General features: G+C 70.4%; 20 protein-coding genes and 1 tRNA gene. 19 read left to right on the top strand and 2 right to left on the bottom strand.

What is annotated here, in order from left to right; genetic code table 11:
- Window positions 1–27 precede the first annotated feature (27 nt).
- Window positions 28–378 (bottom strand): winged helix-turn-helix domain-containing protein, encoded by a 351-nt coding sequence (locus GTW43_RS29105; RefSeq protein ID WP_237536876.1) that lies wholly within the window; start codon window positions 376–378, stop codon window positions 28–30.
- Window positions 379–1,034: 656 nt separating this feature from the next.
- Between GTW43_RS29105 and GTW43_RS29100 the strand changes: the two genes are divergently transcribed.
- The 15 genes from GTW43_RS29100 (at window position 1,035) to GTW43_RS29030 (ending at window position 14,070) form a co-directional block, all read left to right on the top strand.
- On the top strand, window positions 1,035–1,328 hold the full coding sequence (locus tag GTW43_RS29100) for a hypothetical protein (RefSeq protein ID WP_161304972.1): 294 nt from the start codon (window positions 1,035–1,037) through the stop codon (window positions 1,326–1,328).
- On the top strand, window positions 1,325–1,858 hold the full coding sequence (locus tag GTW43_RS29095) for a hypothetical protein (RefSeq protein ID WP_161304971.1): 534 nt from the start codon (window positions 1,325–1,327) through the stop codon (window positions 1,856–1,858). The genes GTW43_RS29100 and GTW43_RS29095 overlap by 4 nt, the downstream gene beginning before the upstream one ends.
- The gene (locus GTW43_RS29090; protein ID WP_161304970.1) at window positions 1,855–2,862 is read left to right on the top strand and encodes a DUF2637 domain-containing protein; all 1,008 of its coding nucleotides are present in this window, start codon (window positions 1,855–1,857) and stop codon (window positions 2,860–2,862) included. Before GTW43_RS29095 ends, GTW43_RS29090 begins: the two co-directional genes overlap by 4 nt.
- Entirely contained in the window at window positions 2,862–3,629 is a 768-nt protein-coding gene (locus GTW43_RS29085; protein ID WP_161304969.1) for a DNA cytosine methyltransferase, read from the top strand. Before GTW43_RS29090 ends, GTW43_RS29085 begins: the two co-directional genes overlap by 1 nt.
- The gene (locus GTW43_RS29080) at window positions 3,629–3,967 is read left to right on the top strand and encodes an RRQRL motif-containing zinc-binding protein (protein WP_161304968.1); all 339 of its coding nucleotides are present in this window, start codon (window positions 3,629–3,631) and stop codon (window positions 3,965–3,967) included. The genes GTW43_RS29085 and GTW43_RS29080 overlap by 1 nt, the downstream gene beginning before the upstream one ends.
- Before the next feature lie 29 nt (window positions 3,968–3,996).
- Window positions 3,997–4,311 carry a hypothetical protein gene (locus GTW43_RS29075; protein WP_161304967.1) on the top strand — a complete coding sequence of 105 codons (315 nt, stop codon included), beginning with the start codon at window positions 3,997–3,999 and terminating at the stop codon, window positions 4,309–4,311.
- A gap of 95 nt (window positions 4,312–4,406) precedes the next feature.
- Window positions 4,407–6,017: a hypothetical protein gene (locus tag GTW43_RS37710; RefSeq protein WP_202502080.1), complete on the top strand. Its 1,611-nt coding sequence runs from the start codon at window positions 4,407–4,409 to the stop codon at window positions 6,015–6,017.
- 1 nt (window position 6,018) lies between these two features.
- Window positions 6,019–8,121, top strand: a complete 2,103-nt coding sequence (locus GTW43_RS29065; protein ID WP_161304966.1) for a hypothetical protein — start codon at window positions 6,019–6,021, stop codon at window positions 8,119–8,121.
- Window positions 8,122–8,334: 213 nt separating this feature from the next.
- Window positions 8,335–8,526 (top strand): hypothetical protein, encoded by a 192-nt coding sequence (locus GTW43_RS29060; protein ID WP_161304965.1) that lies wholly within the window; start codon window positions 8,335–8,337, stop codon window positions 8,524–8,526.
- Window positions 8,527–8,549: 23 nt separating this feature from the next.
- Window positions 8,550–9,053, top strand: a complete 504-nt coding sequence (locus GTW43_RS29055) for a hypothetical protein (RefSeq protein ID WP_343246144.1) — start codon at window positions 8,550–8,552, stop codon at window positions 9,051–9,053.
- A 13-nt stretch (window positions 9,054–9,066) separates the two neighbouring features.
- On the top strand, window positions 9,067–9,570 hold the full coding sequence (locus GTW43_RS29050; protein ID WP_161304964.1) for a hypothetical protein: 504 nt from the start codon (window positions 9,067–9,069) through the stop codon (window positions 9,568–9,570).
- A gap of 88 nt (window positions 9,571–9,658) precedes the next feature.
- Entirely contained in the window at window positions 9,659–10,507 is an 849-nt protein-coding gene (locus tag GTW43_RS29045) for a bifunctional DNA primase/polymerase (RefSeq protein WP_161304963.1), read from the top strand.
- A 2-nt stretch (window positions 10,508–10,509) separates the two neighbouring features.
- The gene (locus GTW43_RS29040) at window positions 10,510–11,985 is read left to right on the top strand and encodes an ATP-binding protein (protein ID WP_161304962.1); all 1,476 of its coding nucleotides are present in this window, start codon (window positions 10,510–10,512) and stop codon (window positions 11,983–11,985) included.
- A gap of 460 nt (window positions 11,986–12,445) precedes the next feature.
- Window positions 12,446–12,637 carry a helix-turn-helix domain-containing protein gene (locus tag GTW43_RS29035; protein ID WP_161304961.1) on the top strand — a complete coding sequence of 64 codons (192 nt, stop codon included), beginning with the start codon at window positions 12,446–12,448 and terminating at the stop codon, window positions 12,635–12,637.
- Window positions 12,634–14,070, top strand: a complete 1,437-nt coding sequence (locus tag GTW43_RS29030; RefSeq protein ID WP_202502079.1) for a site-specific integrase — start codon at window positions 12,634–12,636, stop codon at window positions 14,068–14,070. The genes GTW43_RS29035 and GTW43_RS29030 overlap by 4 nt, the downstream gene beginning before the upstream one ends.
- A gap of 150 nt (window positions 14,071–14,220) precedes the next feature.
- Here the strand turns inward: GTW43_RS29030 and GTW43_RS29025 are convergent.
- Window positions 14,221–14,292, bottom strand: a tRNA-Arg gene (locus tag GTW43_RS29025).
- 57 nt (window positions 14,293–14,349) lie between these two features.
- Here GTW43_RS29025 and GTW43_RS29020 point away from each other — a divergent pair.
- The 4 genes from GTW43_RS29020 (at window position 14,350) to GTW43_RS29005 (ending at window position 18,916) form a co-directional block, all read left to right on the top strand.
- Window positions 14,350–14,901 (top strand): response regulator, encoded by a 552-nt coding sequence (locus GTW43_RS29020; RefSeq protein ID WP_161304960.1) that lies wholly within the window; start codon window positions 14,350–14,352, stop codon window positions 14,899–14,901.
- Window positions 14,902–14,988: 87 nt separating this feature from the next.
- Entirely contained in the window at window positions 14,989–16,074 is a 1,086-nt protein-coding gene (nrtL, locus tag GTW43_RS29015; RefSeq protein ID WP_161304959.1) for an ArgS-related anticodon-binding protein NrtL, read from the top strand.
- Between the two features lie 26 nt (window positions 16,075–16,100).
- Entirely contained in the window at window positions 16,101–17,492 is a 1,392-nt protein-coding gene (gene lysA / locus GTW43_RS29010) for a diaminopimelate decarboxylase (RefSeq protein ID WP_161304958.1), read from the top strand.
- Window positions 17,493–17,623: 131 nt separating this feature from the next.
- Window positions 17,624–18,916 carry a homoserine dehydrogenase gene (locus GTW43_RS29005; RefSeq protein ID WP_161304957.1) on the top strand — a complete coding sequence of 431 codons (1,293 nt, stop codon included), beginning with the start codon at window positions 17,624–17,626 and terminating at the stop codon, window positions 18,914–18,916.
- The last annotated feature ends 8 nt before the right edge of the window (window positions 18,917–18,924 follow it).

Genomic DNA, 18,924 nt, shown 5'->3' with positions numbered 1-18,924 from the left:
CGCCGGCGCCTCGGATGGCAACGGCGGTCACTGAGACTCAAGCCGGGCGAGACGGTCGCGAAGTTCACTGACCGACGTACGGAGCTGCCCGACCTCATCGCGCAGTTCCGCGATGGCGGCCATGGGGTCCGTTCGCTTCGCAGCCTCAGCGGCGTCCGGCGTGAGGAACGCACCTTTCCCCTGGTGGCTGACCACGAGTCCGTCGGTCTTGAGCTGCCGGATCGCCTCGCGAACCGGAGTGACCGTGACTCCGTACTCGTCAATGAGGTCGGCGATCGAAGGAAGCTTCCCGTCCTTCGCGAACTCGCCCTTGGCGATTCTGCCTCGCAGGGCATCCGCCACTTGCTGATAGGCGGGCTTGCCCGTCCACTCGACCATCTGCACCCCAAATCTCCTGACGTTCTCTGCCTCATAGTGCCCAAGCGCAAGAGGTAGAACCAGCGCCCGACGCGGCTTGTTCCGCAGGAGTACTTGACTGACTCTGCCTCACAGTGCACTCTGAGGCAGAGTTAAGTAGTCGCTCAGCCCACCGCGGCAGAGCGCGCTACTAGCCGCTTGACCTGCAAAACAACTGGACAGTGATCGTGCGGGGCTGACGCGAGAGCCGCGGTCGCGGTAGGTGCCTAGGGCGAGGGTCCGGGGGCAAACCGCTGTGATGGACGTGGCTCTCCCCCTACGCGCTTGGCAGCGCCACCTGACTTTTCGGGTGTGGGGAGGTACAGCTGGGTCCCAACGCATGAGGCGGCAAGAGTGAGACCGCCCCCGTGTCGGCCGGGTGATGTCGTCGGCGGCAATGCCAAGCCCATCAGTTCGGAGTACACCCCATTTGATCTCGGGGTTCACCGTCTGGTGTGGGCCGCCCTGCTGACGTCAGAGCAGTGATGCTGACGTGTTTCATCGCCCCGATGGTCGTAGGCCGGGTTCGACTCCCGGCCGGGGCGCTCTCTTTCCGCCCAGGGGCGGGCGCCATCTCTTCCACAAGCCGCGCCCGCCTCTGGATCTCTTCCATCCCTCCAGTGATCAGGAGTTTCGTCATGCGTGCGTACATCAACGGCCAACAGGCCCTGACCGGCAACGACTTCATCGAACTGGCCCTTGGCACCCCGGTTGAGCTGTGGCTGGGGGTGGAGGGCGAGAGCGAGATGGAGCGAGCGGCCCGCCTGGACGCGGCCCGCGACATCCTCGCCGACAACCCCGGCCTGCCGGAGGACGCGTTCCGCCTCGCCGCCACGGCGATCGAGGAGCGCGCCGATGACCTGTTCAACGTCGTTCCGCTCGCCCGTCCCGTCACCCGTGCCCGTCGGGTCCGGAAGGGGGCGGCGGCATGATCCGCATCGTCACCAGGAAGCGTCTCGCGTTGCTGGAGGCGGACAGGCACGCTGCGTTCGAGCGGGCCCGTGAGGCGACCGAGGCAGCGAGGGCGGCGTCCCGCCGGCACATCACGGAGCTGTTCGCCGTCACCGACCGTGCGGAGCGCGCCGAGGCAGCTACCGACGAGATGCGCTATCTCCTGGCCAACGCGGTGAAGGAGGCGAGCGCGGCCGAACAGCGGACGCTGCTCGAACAGATCGAACTGCGTCGGCTGCGTGAGGAGCTGGCGGCTGAACCGGTGGAGGGGCAGGCCATCACCGTGCTGTTCCACTACGGCGAGCCGCACGCCGTCTACGCCTCCCGCGAGGCCGCGTACGCGGACATGTCGGTGCACGGCTACCCGGCCGATCACGTGTGGGGGCCGCGCGGTGAACGCTCGCCGTACGAGTGCCAGTGGTCGTGTGAGGCGTTCATCTACAGCGCCGCCTCGAACGGGTTTCGCCGCGTGTATCGGGCAGTCGCGGAGTCGATGCGGGGGGCGGCATGAACAGTGTTCAGACGCGTTCAGCAGAGCGCGCCCTGTCGGGTGGCACGTGGTTGATCGTGTGCGGGGCGATGCTGTACTCGATCCTCACCGTCACGCCGTTGATGGCTCGGCATACGGCCGATGACTGGGACTGGACCGCGCCGATTCTGCCGCTCGTGGTTGATGCGGCGGTGGTGATCGTGGTCAAGCTCGATGACGTTCTGTCGCGCCTGGGCGGGCACGGTGGCCGTTGGCCGGTCGTGCTGCGCTGGATGACCGGTCTCATGACGTTGGCGCTCAACACGGCGGACTCTGCGCTGAAGAAGGACCTGGTCGGCGTGGCTGTCCACTCGGTCGCCCCGCTGCTGCTGATCGTCACGGCGGAGGCGAGCCTCGCCTACCGCCGGGCCATCGCCGCCGCTGAGGCGACGCACAAGGCAGCGGAGGATGCGGAGCGCGAGCGGCGCGCACAGCAGCGTCTGGCGGATGCCGAGCGGCGCCGTCAAGACGAGCGGGAGCAGCGCGAGAACGCCGCCGCGCTGGCTCGTGAACAGCGAGAACATGAGGCCGCTTTGGCCCGTGAGCAAGCGGAGCGGGAGGAGCGTCGGGCCCGCGAGGAGCGCGAGGCCCGCGAGCGGGCGGAAGCCCTGGAGCGGGAGGCTCGTGAACGCCGTGAACACGAGCGTGAACAGCGTGAACACGAACGGCAGATGCTTGAACGCCAGGTCCGCGAGCGGGCCGAGGCCGAGCAGCAGGAGCGGGATCGGGCCGCGGCTCGTGAACAGCGTGAACGCGAGGACCGGATCACCCGTGAACGCGCCGCGCTCCTGGAGCGCGGGCCCGCCGCGGGCAAGCTGGACGAGGGCGAGGCGCGCCGGATCGTGACCGTGGCGTTCGGGGCTGGTCTGTCGGTGCGGCAGGCGGCCGAGTTGTGCGGCTGGTCGGTCGGCTGGGTCTCCGGTCGCTACGCCGGCCTGCGCGACCCGGAGCACACCGGGGCGCCGCTGGCCATCGCGAGCCAGTGATGGCCACGGATCTCAAGCCTCGGTGGCGCCGGCCGCGTGTGCTGGATCTGTTCTGCTGCGCAGGCGGCGCCTCGATGGGCTACTGGCGGGCCGGGTTCGACGTCGTCGGCGTCGATATCGTCCGGCGCTCTTCGTACCCGTTCCCGTTCGTCGAGGGTGACGCGCTGGACGCGGCGCGGGAGCTGTGCCAGGACTTCGACCTGGTCCACTACTCCCCGCCGTGCCAGGCGTCGTGTGCCCTGACCAAGGGCACCAACCGGGGTCGCCGCTCACACATCGACCTCATCCCGCAGGTCCGGCAAGTGTGCGAGTGGTACGGCGTCCCGTACGTCATCGAGAACGTCCAGGGCGCCGACCTGCGCAAAGACCTTCTGCTGTGTGGGGAGATGTTCGGGCTGGCGGTCCTGCGCCACCGCTACTTCGAGCTGGGCCTGTACTGGCAGCCCACCGCCGCGCCGCACAAGCCGCATCGTGGCCCGGTGCGGGGCTGGCGGCACGGCGTGTGGCGCGATGGCCCGTACATCGCCGCGTACGGAAAGGGCGGTGGCAAGGGCAGCATCCGCGAGATGCAGCAGGCCATGGGCATCACGTGGACCGACGTCCACGAGGAACTCACCGAGGCCATCCCGCCCGCCTACACCGAACACATCGGACGGGACTTCATCGCTGACGGATGGGGAGCACGAGCCGTCCCGAACCAACCGGCTCGGCTCCGTCATCTCGCCCGCCGCGAGCATCATCCCGCCGAAGTGGAGGTGGCTGCCTGATGGCCTCGCTGCCCGTCTACCGGTGGCGCCTGGCCCCGGATGGCTACGCCACGGTGCGGCAGTTGCGGGCGCTTGGTCTACGCCCGGGAGGCCAGGACGTAGCCGCACAGCTAGAGCGCCCGCGCCGCCGCCGTGGCCCGCTGGTCGCGCATTTGTACCGGATCGACCTGGCCAAGCCGGTGCGTCCGATGACGCCGGCCCGGTGGGCGGCCCTGGCGAAAGCGAATGCCGCCCGCCGGCGGTGCCCGGAGTGCGCGCGTGATGCCGGATACGTCATCCCGCCCTCGCGCCGCATGTGCGGCCTGTGCATCGCTGCCAAGGAACAGCGCGCTGCCTGAAATCCCTTCACTGACCTGGGAGTTTCCTCATGGCACAGAACACGAACCGGCTCCGTGTCTTGGAGGCCGTCACCCTGCTGTTCACGCTCGCCCTGGCGGTGTGGATCGGGGTGCGCCTCGACTCGTTCGGCGTACCGATCGGCCTGATCATCCCGTGCAGTCTGGCGATCCTGTCCTCGGGCTTGCAGATGCTGGCGCAGCTCACCCGCGCACTGGCCGGGACGCTGCACCGCTGCACGGAGCCGGGCTGCTCCTTCGAGGTCCGCGTGCAGAACGTGGACGCCGCGGAGAACCGCCGCTGGCAGGAGATCGCCGCCGCCCATCCCGCTCACGACTACGTCTGAACAGCGCATCCCTCATACCGGCGCAGGACCCGAACGCCACCTTCTCACCAGCGCGTTCGGGTCCTGCTGTTCACTCCGGAAGGAGTGCTCTCAGCATGACCGACACCCACACGGAAGCGGTAGTGGCCCCCGCCGCCACCGACACCCCGCCCGCCCCGCCGCCTGCACAGGCTGTGGACAAGGCGAGCGAGAAGAACCCGCAGGTAGAAGACTCGCCGGGCGGCTGGCCGGTCGCCCCGCTCGCCCTGTCCGGCGCGAACGCCACCGTGTCCACGATCGCCGCCGCCGGACTGGCCGGCGGCCCGATCGGCGCAGTGGTCGCCGCGACCGGCATGGCCGTGCTCGGCACGGTTGCCTCCTACCGCAGCCGCAACCCGCGCCCGAAGCGGGCCGCACGGCGAGCCGCTGCTCGCACCGCGGCCCGGCAGCACGCCGCCCGCCATCGCTCCGGTGGCCTCAACGCCGCCGGACGCCAGCACGGTTCGGGTGGCGGGCGCGCAGCTGGCAGCGGGGGCAAAGTCCCCGGCCAGAAGCACCGCAAGACCCCGGCCGGTCCGGGGCAGGGCCGGTCGGGGGCGGGCAAGCACCGCGCCCCGGCCTCCCTGCACAAGTCCGGCGCCGCCAAGACCAGTCGCGGCGGCGCGGGAGGCGGGCTCGCCGCCAAGGCGGGGCAAGTCAGGGCGCTGCGGAAAGCGAGTCAGCAGGCCGGTGCCTCGCGGGCGCAGAAGCGTGCGCAGACGTCCGCGGCCCGCCGCGCGGTGGCCGACGCGCGCCGCAACACCACCAAGCCGCACACGCCGAAGAACAGCGCGAACAAGCCCGGTGGCAAGAGGCGTTCGCGTACGGGCGGCCTGGCCGGGCGGATACTCGGGGGCGCGAGTCGCAAAGCGCGTGCGGTGCAGCAGGCGGCGATCGCCAAGCATCGGGCGCGCCGCGATGCTGGCGCCGCGCGGAAGGTAGCCGGTGGCCGCTCGAACGTGCGCAAGGCCCCCGCCAGGCAGGCCGCCCGCAAGGCGCTGCGCCGTTCTGCAGCACGGTTCCACGGGCGCCGCGCGCTCGCGACTCTGCTCGCGCTGCCGCTCGGTCTGCTCGGTCTCCTGACCAGCCCGCTGGGCCGGAAGTTGGGCTGGTCCTGGCTCGTGCACCCCGGCCGGCGCCTGTACCGGCGCCTGACCGGATCGGCTCGTGAGGAGCGCGGCCGGCGGGATGCGGCGATCCGCGACGAGCAGGCCGCGGCTGAGGACGCCACAGAGAGGGCGGCCACCGAGGACAGCACCGATGGGATCGGCGACCAGGTGGCACGACCCGCCGTACCGGTCGCGAACAGCACCGACACCACGTCCACCAGCGAAGGAGAGCACGTGTCTGGGTTCCAGTTCGAAGAGCACGCGGCGGAAATGGAGCAGGCCGCGCAGTCCTACGACCCCGAGAACGCCATGGAGATCCTCGCCATGGTCGAGTCCCTGCCCGCCGCGATCACGTCGGTCGCGAACGTGATGAAGACGCTCGCGGAGCGCTCCGACTCGGAGTTTCCGCTGGAGAAGGAGGTCGCGGACGGCTTCAACGACATCTTCGGCGCCCTGATGAGCGCGGTCGCGGTCGCTGAGGACATGGGGCCGCTGTTCCGCCAGGCCCACGAGCAGGACATCGCCCGCCACGAGGACCCCCGCAACGGTCCGGAGGCCGAGAAGGGTTGGAACGTCTGACATGAGCGCTGCCGCTACCGCCAAGAAGAACCAGGCGAGCGGCCCGGTGCTGGACTGGAGCGCCGGTCACGGACCCGTGACCGGCGCCCTGTCCGCCACCACCGGAGCCCTCGCCGTTGCCACCACCGGAGCCGCCACCGGCATGCCGCCCATGTGGGCGCTCGCCGTCGGCGGCGCCGGCGCCCTCGGCCACACTGTGGCTGGACTCAAGGTCCGCAACGCGGGCCGCACCCTCGCCTTCAAGGCCGCATCCTGGCTGGTCGGCGCCGGGTGGACCACCTGGGCCATGACAACCGGCCCCCTCACCTGGGCCGCCCTCGGCTCCCTCGCCACCATCGGCGTGGGCATGGGCGCCGGCGCCCGGTCGGTCGCCCTGTACGAGGAGGCCCGCGAGGAGGAAGCCCTCGCGGCCGAACGCCGCGCGATCGCGCAGGAGATGAGCGCGGAGCGCCGTGCAATCGCCGCGGAATGGGTGGAGCGGATCGCCCGGATCTGCTCGATCACGGTGAAGGTGAAGGCTGTGGAAATGTGGGAGACCGGCAACGGCTACTCCCTCGACATCGAACCCCAGGGCGGCATCACCTACGACCGCATCGCCCAGCACTCCGGCGCCCTGTCCGCCGATGCCAAGCTCCCGCACGGCTGCACCGCCGCCGTGGGCCCGGGAGTTCACCAGGGCCGGGCGATTGTGGACGTCACCACCCGCAACGTCCTCTCCGAGGCCCGCACCTACCCCGAGGACTACAGCCCGCTCTCGATCCTGACAGGCATCCCGTGGGTATTCCGGACGAACGGTGACGACGTGCTCGCCTATCTGCGCGAGCAGTGCGCGCTAGTGGTCGGACCGACCGGATCAGGCAAAACCAACCTGCTCCACACGATCCTGGCCGGGTTCGCCCGTACCACGGACGTACTGACGTGGGTGATCGACCTGAACGCCGGATCGGCCGGCCTGCCCTGGGTACGCCCCGCACTGACCGGTGAACTCAAGCAGGAGGACGGCTCCCCGGTGCGGCCCGGCGTGGACTGGCTGGCCGGGACGTACGAGGAAGCGCTGAAGCTTCTGGATGCGGCCATCGCCATCGGGCTGGCCCGCAAGCGCGGCTATCAGGACCTGATGGCCAAGCACGACACCGACCTGCTTCCGGTAAGCGCGAAGATTCCCCAGATCATGCTGGTCATCGACGAGGGCGCCGAAATCCTGGTGTCCACGGACCGGCAGATGAAGGAACTCGCCAAGCGGATCTACGAGTTCATCCGCATGCACCGCTCCATGGGCGGGCGCACGGTCATCACCGCTCTCGGGGCTACCGGAAGTGTGCTGGGCAACCTCCTCATCCGCCGCGAGGCCAAGGTGAGGGTTGCCCTGACCGGCGGCGAAACCGAGGGCATGGACCTGTCGAAGATGTTCCCGGGCCGCCGCGGACTGCGCGTGGATCAGGCGCCGTTCAAGGGCGCCGGATTCATGGGCACTCCCGAGTCCCCGGGCGCGCTGTGCAAGGCGTGGCGGATCAAGCCCTCGCAGATCCGCGACATCACCGTCGCCACGTCCGACCGGCACCCGCGGCTGGACGATGTGTCCGCCAGGGCCGCCGGGCCCGACTACGCGCGGCGCTGGGATGCGGAGCGCACCGCGTGGATGCGCGATCTCACCCCGCACACGCCCGAGCAGGCGGCCGGCGGAGCGGCGGGCGGGCTGAATCTGTCCGCGCACCGCACCGAGCGGGCGCAGAAGCCGGGTGGCGAGGATGAGCTGCTGCGTCGGTTCCGTGAGGAGATCGACGCCCAGTTCGCCACCGCACCCGACCCTGATGCGCCGCCGCCAGCGTCGGGACTGAACCTGTCCGCGCTGCGAGGCCAGGCGGAGCAGGACAGCCCGGCGCAACAGGCCGCGCTCGCCGCCTTGCGCGCGGCCGGACCCGAGGGCACCGGAGCATCCGCGATCGCCCGCGCCCTCGCGGACGAGTTCGGCACGACCCGTCAGACGGTCGTCGGCTGGCTCAAGACGTGGACCGAGAACGGCACGGCGGTACGGATCGGAGAGGGCACCAAAGCCCGCTACGTCCACCGCGACCACGCTCCCGAACAGCCCTCGGACGAGTAGCGCTTGTCGCTTGTCGCGCGCCCACACGAACACCCGCCCGCGGGTTGTCGTGAGGGGTCTCAAACGGCTTGTGACCTGGGAGGCGACAAGCGACAAGACAAGCAAGACGACAAGACAAGCGACAAGCCACACGACAAGTCAGACGACAAGCCATCGGCGGGCAGCACCGAACTTCAGGGGGCTGCCCGCCGGCCGTTTCTGGGAGGTCCGTTCGTGATCGTGACCCTGTCCGCCGTCGCCCTCTTCGGGCTCCTCACCTTCGTACTGATCCGCTCCCGCTACGTCGGGGCGGGTGCCGCGCTCGCGGTGTTCCTCTTCGGGTTCTTCACCGCCGACACCGGAGCGTCCACCACGATCCGCCAGGCGATACAGGCCGTGCTCGACACCGCATCCAACATCACCTGACCGACCCGACCGGAGGCCCTGCCGTGAGCGACACCGAGCACACCACCGACTGGTGGCGGCGGATGAGCGACGCCGCGGCCAACGCCGAAGCCCGCCGCATTATCGACGACGTCTACCGCCCCGCGCCGCCCCGGCCGCCGATCCCGACGTCCTACCGCGACACCACCGAGTCCCCGACCGTCGGCGACGCCGCACCGGTCTGGCAGGACGACAAGCGGATCGTGCCTGCGTGGGCGGCCGGGACCGCGGTCGCCTCCATTGGTATCGGCGCCGGCAGCACCGGGATCGGCTGCGGGATCTGGCTCGTGCTGAAGGGATTCGCCTCCATGAGCGTGACCGGCGTCGTCTCCATGGGCGTGCTCGTCACCGGAGCGGCGTTCTTCGCGCTGTCCATTGGCGCCGCGGTCTCCCGCGCCCGCCGCTCCGTCTCCCACCACACGTACACCGGGCCGGTCACCAAGAACACCCACGTGACCAGCCACACCCGCGGCGCGTTCGCCCGCTCCCACACTCACCTGCACAACTGACAGGAGCCCTCACGTGACCACCCAGACCATGAACGCCGCCGCGCTGACGGATCAGGCAGCGGAGACCATCCGTTCCCTGAACTACGCCACCCTTCCCGAGGCAAGCGGCCTGGCCTTCCCCGGCGACGCCTACAGCACCGTCGGCAACCTCTCCATGCTCGCCATGCGCCTTCCGCAGGCGCTTCACCAGGTCCAGGCGTTCATCGACCGTCAGCACGAGAGCGGTGATCTGTACAGCGACCAGGGTCCCGATGACCTCTCGGCCCGTATCGCCAGTCTCCGTGCCGCCACGGACGACGCCGCTCGGGCCGCCCACACGCTGTACGCCGCGCTCGAACAGGCCCACGTCGCACTGAGCCCCATCGGCGCCCGCGGCCACGACCTCGACGACGAAGAGGACGAGTTCGACTACTGCGACCGGTGCGAGGAGGAGGGCGAAACCGGCGAGGTCTATCCGCACTGCTGCAGGTGCGGCGCCGACGGCAGCGGCGAACGTCCCGACTGCCTCTGCGACTAGCTGCGCCCGGGGCGGGCGCCATCTCTTCCACAAGCCGCGCCCGCCCTGGGTTCTCCCATCCCTCCAAGAGAGCAGGAGATACCCCAGCATGACCCATCCCGCCCTGATCCGGCGAGATCAGCTCAGCATTGCGCTCCTTCTCGCGGCGGACGGCCTGCCTATCCTGCCGCTGCGCCGGGGCAAGGTGCCCTTCGCGAACTGCCCCACCTGCACCGACAATGCGTGCGGCGGCCGACCGAACATGAAGACCCCCGGCCCCTGCACCTGCCCGCACCCCTGCCACGGCTGGGCCGCAGCTACCACCGATCCGTGGACCCTCAACTCCCCCCAGTGGGCGGCGGCGTGGCGGGAGGCGGCGGCGGTCGCCTATCACCCGGGCGGTGCCGGTCTGACCGTCGTGGACCTGGACCACGCGGACGCGATCGCCTGGGCCCGCGACACGTTGCCCGCCACACAGGCAGTGCCGACCACCCGCGGTGAGCACTGGCTCTACGCCGGGGCCATGCCGTCCGCGAACGGTGTACGGCCCGGGGTGGACATCAAGTCCACGATGTCCTACGCCCGATGGGTCGGCCCCGGCACCGGCCGCATCACCGTGCTGCCCGACGTCGTGCGGGCGCTCACCGCGGCCAAGCCAGCGGTACCCGCGCCGGTCACGGTTTCCGTGCCGGCTGGGGGCGGGGAGTGCCGCCACCGCACACCCGTCTACCTCGAACGTGGGATCTCCATGGCCGAGCAGCGCATCACCGACGCGACAGGCGGCGTGCATAACGCCGTGTACGCGACGTTCCTTGCAGTGCTCTCCACCCACGGCCGGTGCGGATGCCTCACCGAGGACCACATCGCCCGCCTGTTCACCGCCGCGCAGGTCAAGGGCGAGAGCCCCAGGCACTGCACCGACGCGTGGACCAACGCGCGTACTCGGTTGGGGCTTTGAGCATGGAAGACGACGACAAGAACCCGGCCAGGAAGGTCATCGCGGACTACGCGCAAGAGCGCTTCCGCTACTTCCGCACCGCCGACGGAACCGTCTACGCCCAGCGCAAAGGGCACCCCGTGGCCCGCCCGATCCGCTCTCAGGGCACCACCGGAAGCCACCGCCAGGAACTCATGGTCGGCCTGTTCAAGGACGGCATCGGCATGTTCAACGGCACTGCGATGAAGGAGGCGCTCGACTTGATCGAGGCACTCGCACTCACCGAGAACGTTCAGTCGGTCCACATCCGCGTCGCCCCCGGATTCGACGGGGCCACCTGGTTGGACCTGGGGCGCGTGGACGGACAGTCCGTCCGCATCCACCCCACCGGTTGGGACATCTGCGTCCCTGATCCGGAGGAAGTGTGCTGGCGGCGCACTCAGCTCACCGGCGAACTCCCCCTGCCTGCCACGGACACGAACGGCAAGGGCATCGACCTGCTGTTTCGGCTCTGCAACTTCGTCAACGCCGAAACCGAATGCCTGGCCATGGCCTGGCTGATCGGCTGCCTGGAACCCTCCGTGCCCGTCCCCGCCCCGTTCCTCACCGGCCCCCAGGGCGCGGGAAAGTCCACCGCCGGCCGGATGCTCATCCGGCTCATCGAAGGCATGAGCAGCGACCTGCGACGGGCACCGAAAGACGAGGACAACCTGATCGCCGCGGTCGCCGCAGGATGGGTCACCGCGCTCGACAACCTCTCCCACATGACGCCGGACCTGTCCGACGCCATGTGCTGCATCGTCACCGGCGCCGAGTCCGTCAAACGGGCCCTGTTCACCGACGGAGACGTCTTCCGCGCCCGCTACCGCCGCCCGCTCCTGCTGACCGGCATCGACGTCGGCGTCATCCGCCCCGACCTTGCCGAACGACTCCTGCCGCTCCGCCTGGAACGGCCCAAGGTGCGGCGCACAGAGGCGGAGCTGTGGGCGGAGTACGCCCCTGCCCTGCCCGTCATGCTCGGGTCCCTGCTCGATCTCGCGGTCAAGGTCCGCGCTGCCGCCGCGGAGACGCCGACGGACCTGCGCATGGCGGACTTCGCGCACCTGTGCGCGCAGCTCGACATCGCGATGGGCCTGGGGGCCCTGCCCGCCTACCGGGCCGGACTCGATGACCTGAACGACGACGTGATCGAGGGGGATCTGCTCGCCCAGACCGTGCTTGAGTACGCGGCCGGCATGCCGCCCGGGGCACAGGAGCGGATGACGTCCGCGGAGTGGCTGCACCTGCTCACCCGGTTGTACAGCGGCGAGGACTGCCGGCCGCTGCCCAAGGGCTGGCCGACCACCGGCAAAGTGCTCTCGGACCGGCTCAAGCGGCTTCAGCCCACCCTCGCCGCTCGCGGCCTGAACGTGGACTGGGGACGCACCCGCGAGGCCCGCTACATCGAACTCACCGAGCCCGCCCCGGCACCCGGGGAGCAGCAGGAGGCCGCGTTCTGAGCGCGAAGTCACCGCACAACAGCAAGAAGAGCACCCGGGGCGACGCCGCGCCAGGTGCTCCTCTTGCTGTTCGGTGCGCAGCACCGCCCGAAGGACGTGCCGCGCAGCGGCTCCTTCTTCAAGTCCTGAGCCGCGCACAACAACAGACACCACCCCCTCCTTTTCCTAAGTAGGGGAACGCTGCGTCACCTGCGTCACGCGCGACGGAAACCGCCACCTGACCAGCCAAAATAGGCGTGACGCAGAACCCGATCGGCTGCGTCATCCTGCGTCACCTGCGTCACGCCCCAGTGACACAGGTGACGCAGCCGTGACGCACTCCCGTCCCTCTCCGTCACGGATACCCGCAGGTCAACGGCATAGATGACGCACGTGACGCTGTGACGCAGAAATCCGAACCTCGGACAAGCACGCCTCGAAGAAGCCCGCAGTCGCTTCCCTCCCCGTGCAAGGAGTAGTCGTGTCCAACCCTCGCGACGAAATGCTGACCATCCCCCAGGTGATCGCCGAAATCGGCGTACCGCGAGCGACGTTCTACCGCTGGCGGCAGTGCCGAAAGGGCCCCAAGTCCATCAAGCTCCCTAACGGCGCCGTGCGCATCCGTAGGTCCGAGCTGAACCGCTGGCTGACCTCCCTGGAGGAAGCCGCATGAGCAACGCCAACCGTGGGGCCGGGCACATCGACAGCCCGGCCCCGGAGGGGTTCTCCCTCGACGTACGGCTGTGGAAGGTGGGCCGGATCAACAGCAAGACGCGGCCCTACCAGCTCCGTTGGAAGGTCGGCGGGAAGGTCAGCAGCGCGACCTTCGCCACGGTCACGCTCGCGGACAGCCGCCGCTCCCAGCTCCGGCAGTGCATGAACAAGGGCGAGCCGTTCCGAATCTCGGATGGCCTGCCGGCGTCGGAGGTTCGCGCCGCTGAAGCCGCTGCCCAGGTCCGCCGGGACCCGACCTGGTTCGACTTCTCCCGCGAGTACATGGCCACGCGCTGGCGCGGAGACGCGGCGAAGACCCGCGAAGGGCTGGCGGACAGCCTCGCTTCCGTCGCGCTCGCGATGTTCGGGGACGCGAGCGGTCAACCGAGCCTCGAAGACGTACGGCTCGCCGTGCGCTGGAACGTCGTACCGGCTCACGAGAAGGAGGAGCCACCAGAGGAACTGGGCCCGGTCTGCACGTGGCTCGAAGAGCACTCGCTGCGCGTATCCGCGCTCAACGACCCCAAGGTGGTGAGGGAGGTGCACTACCGGCTGTCGTTCAAGCTGGACGACAGCCCGGCCGCCTCGGACACGTACAAGCGTCGCCGCCGCGGGTTCAACACCGCGATGGAGTACGCGATCCAGGAGGGCTATCTCGAAGAGAACCCCCTCGCAGGTCTCAGGCGCCCTACTGCGTCAGGTAGCGACCAGGTGGACCCCCGAGTCCTGGTCAATGAGGTTCAAGGCAGACAGCTCCTCACAGCGGTGTCGTATATCGGCTCAGTCAACCGAAACCGTGGGCGGCGCCTGGTCGCGTTCTTCGGCTGCATCCTGTACGCCGCAATGCGGCCGGCAGAAGGCGTGGGACTGAAGCGGACGGACTGCGACCTGCCAGAGAAGGGCTGGGGGACGCTCACCCTGCGCGAGACGCGGCCGGTCTCTGGCAAAAAGTGGACCGACTCCGGCGAGCGCCACGACCGCCGCGGGTTGAAGTCCCGAGAGCGCGGAAAGGAACGCGTAGTCCCGATCCCGCCCGTCCTCGTGGCGATGCTCCGGGCTCACCTGAAGGAGTTCGGGACAGCCAAGGACGGGCGCGTCTTCCACAACGAGCGCGGGGGCGTGCTCGGGTCATCGAGCTACTGGCGGGTCTGGCAGGAAACCCGTCCCCTGGCACTCCCTCCGAACAAGGTCGCCTCGCCCCTGGCTCAGAAGCCGTACCACCTGCGGAGCACATGCATCACAAACTGGCTCCGCGCGGGCCTGCCGGTCGCGGAGGTGGCACGCCGAGCGGGGAACTCCCCCGAGGTGATCCACCGCCGGTACGCCGGCGTCATCGACGAGACCGAGGCGGAGAACAACGCGAAGATCGAGCGGGCGATGGGCTGGGGCTGACCGGAGCCGGGAGCGCGAGGGCTCTATCGCAGGTCTATCGCGATCAATGCACAACAACGCGAAAGAGCGGGACCCAGTGAGACTGGTTCCCGCTCTTCGTTGTCGGCATCCGCCCTGGTCAGCGCATGATTTCTGCTGATCCTAGGCGAGTGCCCCCGGCAGGATTCGAACCTGCGCACACGGCTCCGGACGCCGTTGCTCTATCCCCTGAGCTACGGGGGCGTGCGCCTCGCGGTGCGGGGCGACGGGTAGAACCCTACCAGCTCACATCGGGTCCTCATGAACAGGTATTTCGCCGGGGGAGTGTGCCGTCGGGGGCGCCTGTACGGGGCGGAAGTGGGGAAAACCCGGACGCGGTGGCCCGGGCCGACCTACTCTCGAGAGGTGCCAGGCGTGTCCGGCCGGGTCCTTGTGGTGGATGACAACAAGGTGATCCGGCAGCTGATCAGGGTCAATCTCGAGCTGGAGGGCTTCGAGGTCGTGACCGCGGCCGACGGTGCCGAATGCCTGGAGGTCGTGCAGCAGGTGCGGCCCGACGTCGTCACGCTCGACGTGGTCATGCCCCGGCTCGACGGACTGCGGGCCGCCGCCCGGCTCCGGGCCGACGCGCGCACCAGCGACCTGCCCATCGTCGTGATCAGCGCCTGCACCCAGTACGAGGTGGAGAGCGGGCTCGACGTCGGGGTCGACGCCTTTCTGTCCAAGCCCTTCGAGCCGGGGGAACTGGTGCGCGTCGTACGGCGGTTGGCCGAGAGCGGCCGGGCGCGGGGCGAGCAGCGTCCGGTGAGCGGGTCGGAGGAGACCGAGCGGGCCGGGCGGACCGGCGGCTGAGCGGCCCGCAGGACGGGGCGTCCGCATCGCGGACCATCGGGTAAACCGACTCGCCTACCCACCCCCCTCCTCGCCTACGCTTACCCCGTGACCCCCACCGAGCTCACCGATACCGTCCTGCGCGCCGTGCGCCGCGCGGTCGAGGACGGCGAGCTCGGCATGGACGCGGCCGCGAGCGTGGAGTCCGGGCGGGCGCGGGTGGTGGTCGAGCCGCCGCGGCCCGGCGGACACGGGGACTACGCGACGAACGTCGCCCTCCAGCTGGCCGGCCCCGCCGCCCTCCCGCCGCGCCGGGTCGCCGAGACCCTGCGCGCGTACCTGGGGGACGCGGACGGCATCGCCGAGGTCGCGATCACCGGTCCCGGCTTCCTGAACTTCAGCCTCCGCCCGTCCGCGGCCGGTGACCTGGTCGCCGGGATCCTCCGCTCCGGCGAGCGCTACGGACATGCGGACGGCCTCACGGGCGAGCCGGTCCGGCTGCATGCGCCGTGCGAGGTCCGCGCCGTCGTCGCCATGGACGCCGCCGCCCGCGTCCTGCGCGCCCAGGGCGCCCTCGTCCGGACGAGCTGCGCGGCCGCGCCCCCGCGTGCGTGGACCGACGTCCTCGGCGCCGAGGTCGCCGCCTGGGGCACCCCGGAGCGGCCCGTCCCCCTCGAGGTGAACGTCCGCCCCGTGCCCGCCCCCGCCGACCCCGTCCCGCTGGGCCGGGACGCGGCCCGCTGGGCCCTGCTGCACCCCGCCGCGCACGACCACCCGCACCTGGCGGACGCCGAGGACCGCGCCGCGCACCTCGCCCAGCGCGCGTCCAACCCCCTCTTCCGCGTCCGGTACGCACACGCCCGCACCGCCGCCCTCGGCCGGAACGCGGCGGCGCTCGGTCTCGCCGCCGAGCCCGGCGACGTACCGGAGCAGGCCGCGCTGACCGCGCTCCTCGCCGACCACCCGCGGGTGCTGCTCGCCGCGGCCCGGCACCGCGCGCCCGACCGGCTGACCCGGCACCTGGTCCAGGTGGCCGACACGTTCCTGTCCGATCTGCACCCCGCCGTGCTGCCGGCCGGTGAGGAGAAACCCTCGGCCGCCCACCGTGCCCGGCTCGCGCTCGCCGAAGCGACCGGGACGGTGCTGGCCGGCGGCCTGACCCTGCTCGGCATCGACGCCCCCGCACATCTCTGAGATCAAGAAGTGAGCGCCCCGCAGCCATGAGCCGTTCCGCACACCCCGCAGGCCCCCGCCACGCCGATGTCCTGCCCGAGGGCCACTACACCGCGCCGCCCACCGACCTGAACGCCCTCGACCCCAAGGTGTGGTCGGACACCGTCACCCGGGACGCGGACGGCGCGCTGCGCGTCGGCGGCGTCGAAGTCGCCCGGCTGGCCGAGGAGTTCGGCACTCCCGCCTACTTCCTCGACGAGGCGGACTTCCGCGCCCGGTGCGCCGCGTGGCGCGACGCGTTCGGGCCCGACGCCGACGTCTTCTACGCGGGCAAGGCGTTCCTGTCCCGTGCCGTCGTCCGCTGGCTGCACGAGGAGGGCCTCAACCTCGACGTCTGCTCCGGCGGTGAACTGAGCACGGCCCTGTCCGCCGGCATGCCCGCCGAGCGCATCGCCTTCCACGGCAACAACAAGACGGAGGACGAGATCCAGCGGGCCGTCGAGGCGGGTGTCGGCCGCATCGTCCTCGACTCCTTCCAGGAGATCGTGCGTGTCGCGCACATCGCCCAGAGCCTCGGCCGGCGCCAGCGCGTGCAGATCCGGGTGACGGTCGGCGTGGAGGCCCACACCCACGAGTTCATCGCGACCGCGCACGAGGACCAGAAGTTCGGCATCGCGCTGGCCGGCGGTCAGGCGGCGGAGGCCGTGCGCCGCGCCCTGGGCCTCGACGGCCTCGAGCTCATCGGCATCCACAGCCACATCGGCTCGCAGATCTTCGACATGGCCGGTTTCGAGGTCGCCGCCCGCCGGGTCGTGGGCCTGCTCGCCGAGATCCGCGACGAGCACGGCATCGAGCTGCCCGAGATCGACCTCGGCGGCGGTCTCGGCATCGCGTACACGAGCGACGACGACCCGCGCGAGCCGCACGAGATCGCCAAGGCGCTGAACGAGATCGTGACCCGCGAGTGCGAGGCCGCGGCCCTGCGGACCCCGCGCATCTCCGTCGAGCCCGGGCGCGCGATCGTCGGTCCGACCGCCTTCACGCTCTACACCGTCGGCACGGTCAAGCCGCTGGAGGGCCTGCGCACGTACGTGTCCGTGGACGGCGGCATGTCGGACAACATCCGCACCGCGCTGTACGACGCCGAGTACACGGTCGCGCTCGTCTCGCGCCGCTCGGACGCCGAGCCGATGCTGGTCCGCGTCGTCGGCAAGCACTGCGAGAGCGGGGACATCGTGGTGAAGGACGCGTTCCTGCCCGCGGACACCGCCCCCGGCGACCTGATCGCCGTACCGGCCACCGGCGCGTACTGCCGCTCCATGGCCAGCAACTACAACCACGCGCTCCGTCCGCCCGTCGTCGCCGTCCGTGACGGCGAGGCCCGGGTGATCGTCCGGCGTGAGACGGAGGAAGATCTCCTGCGTCTCGACGTCGGATAAATGAAATAGCTGTCTCATCATCCGGACCGGGCGCAGAAAGCCCGGTCCGGTGGGTGAGACTGGACCCACCGTAGAGATACGTCGACACGTCGTCGCACAGACGGCGCGGTAGTAGAGGGAATCGAGGTCGGATGATGCGTACGCGTCCGCTGAAGGTGGCGCTGCTGGGCTGTGGGGTTGTCGGCTCAGAGGTGGCGCGCATCATGACGACGCACGCCGACGACCTCACGGCCCGCATCGGTGCCCCCGTCGAGCTCGCCGGCGTCGCCGTCCGCCGCCCCTCCAAGGTGCGCGAGGGGATCGACCCCGCCCTCGTCACCACCGACGCCACCGCGCTCGTCAAACGCGGCGACATCGACGTCGTCATCGAAGTCATCGGAGGGATCGAGCCCGCGCGCTCCCTCATCACCACCGCGTTCGAGCACGGCGCCTCGGTCGTCTCGGCCAACAAGGCGCTGCTCGCCCAGGACGGCGAGGACCTGCACGCGACCGCGCTCGACCACGACGCGGACCTGTACTACGAAGCCGCCGTCGCGGGCGCGATCCCGCTCATCCGGCCGCTGCGCGAGTCCCTCGCGGGGGACAAGGTCAACCGGGTGCTCGGCATCGTCAACGGCACGACGAACTTCATCCTCGACAAGATGGACAGCACCGGCGCCGGCTACCAGGAGGCCCTCGACGAGGCCACCGCGCTGGGCTACGCGGAGGCCGACCCGACCGCCGACGTCGAGGGCTTCGACGCCGCCGCGAAGGCCGCCATCCTCGCCGGGATCGCCTTCCACACCCGGGTCCGCCTCGACGACGTGTACCGCGAGGGCATGACCGAGGTGACCGCCGCCGACTTCGCGTCCGCGAAGGAGATGGGCTGCACCATCAAACTCCTCGCGATCTGCGAGCGGGCGGCCGACGGAGGTTCCGTCACGGCCCGCGTGCACCCCGCGATGATCCCGCTCGACCATCCGCTGGCCTCCGTCCGCGGCGCGTACAACGCCGTGTTCGTCGAGTCCGAGGCGGCCGGCCAGCTCATGTTCTACGGCCCCGGCGCGGGCGGCGCCCCGACCGCCTCGGCCGTGCTCGGCGACCTCGTCGCCGTCTGCCGCAACCGACTGAACGGCGCGACGGGACCGGGCGACTCCGCCTACACCAAGCTGCCCGTCTCGCCCATGGGCGAGGTCGTGACGCGGTACCACATCAGCCTCGACGTGGCCGACAAGCCCGGCGTTCTCGCGCAGGTGGCGACGGTCTTCGCCGAGCACGGTGTCTCCATCGACACCGTGCGCCAGTCGGGGAAGGACGGCGAGGCCTCCCTCGTCGTCGTCACCCATCGCGCGGCGGACGCGGCCCTCACCGGGACCGTGGACGCGCTGCGTCAGCTCGACACCGTGCGCGGTGTCGCCAGCATCATGCGTGTTGAAGGGGAGTAGCAGGGATG

Source organism: Streptomyces sp. SID5785 (assembly GCF_009870065.1).
In the GTDB taxonomy this organism is placed as follows: Bacteria; Actinomycetota; Actinomycetes; order Streptomycetales; family Streptomycetaceae; genus Streptomyces.
The sequence above is the reverse complement of the archived record's forward strand: the minus strand, read 5'-3'. Positions and strand labels throughout refer to the sequence as shown.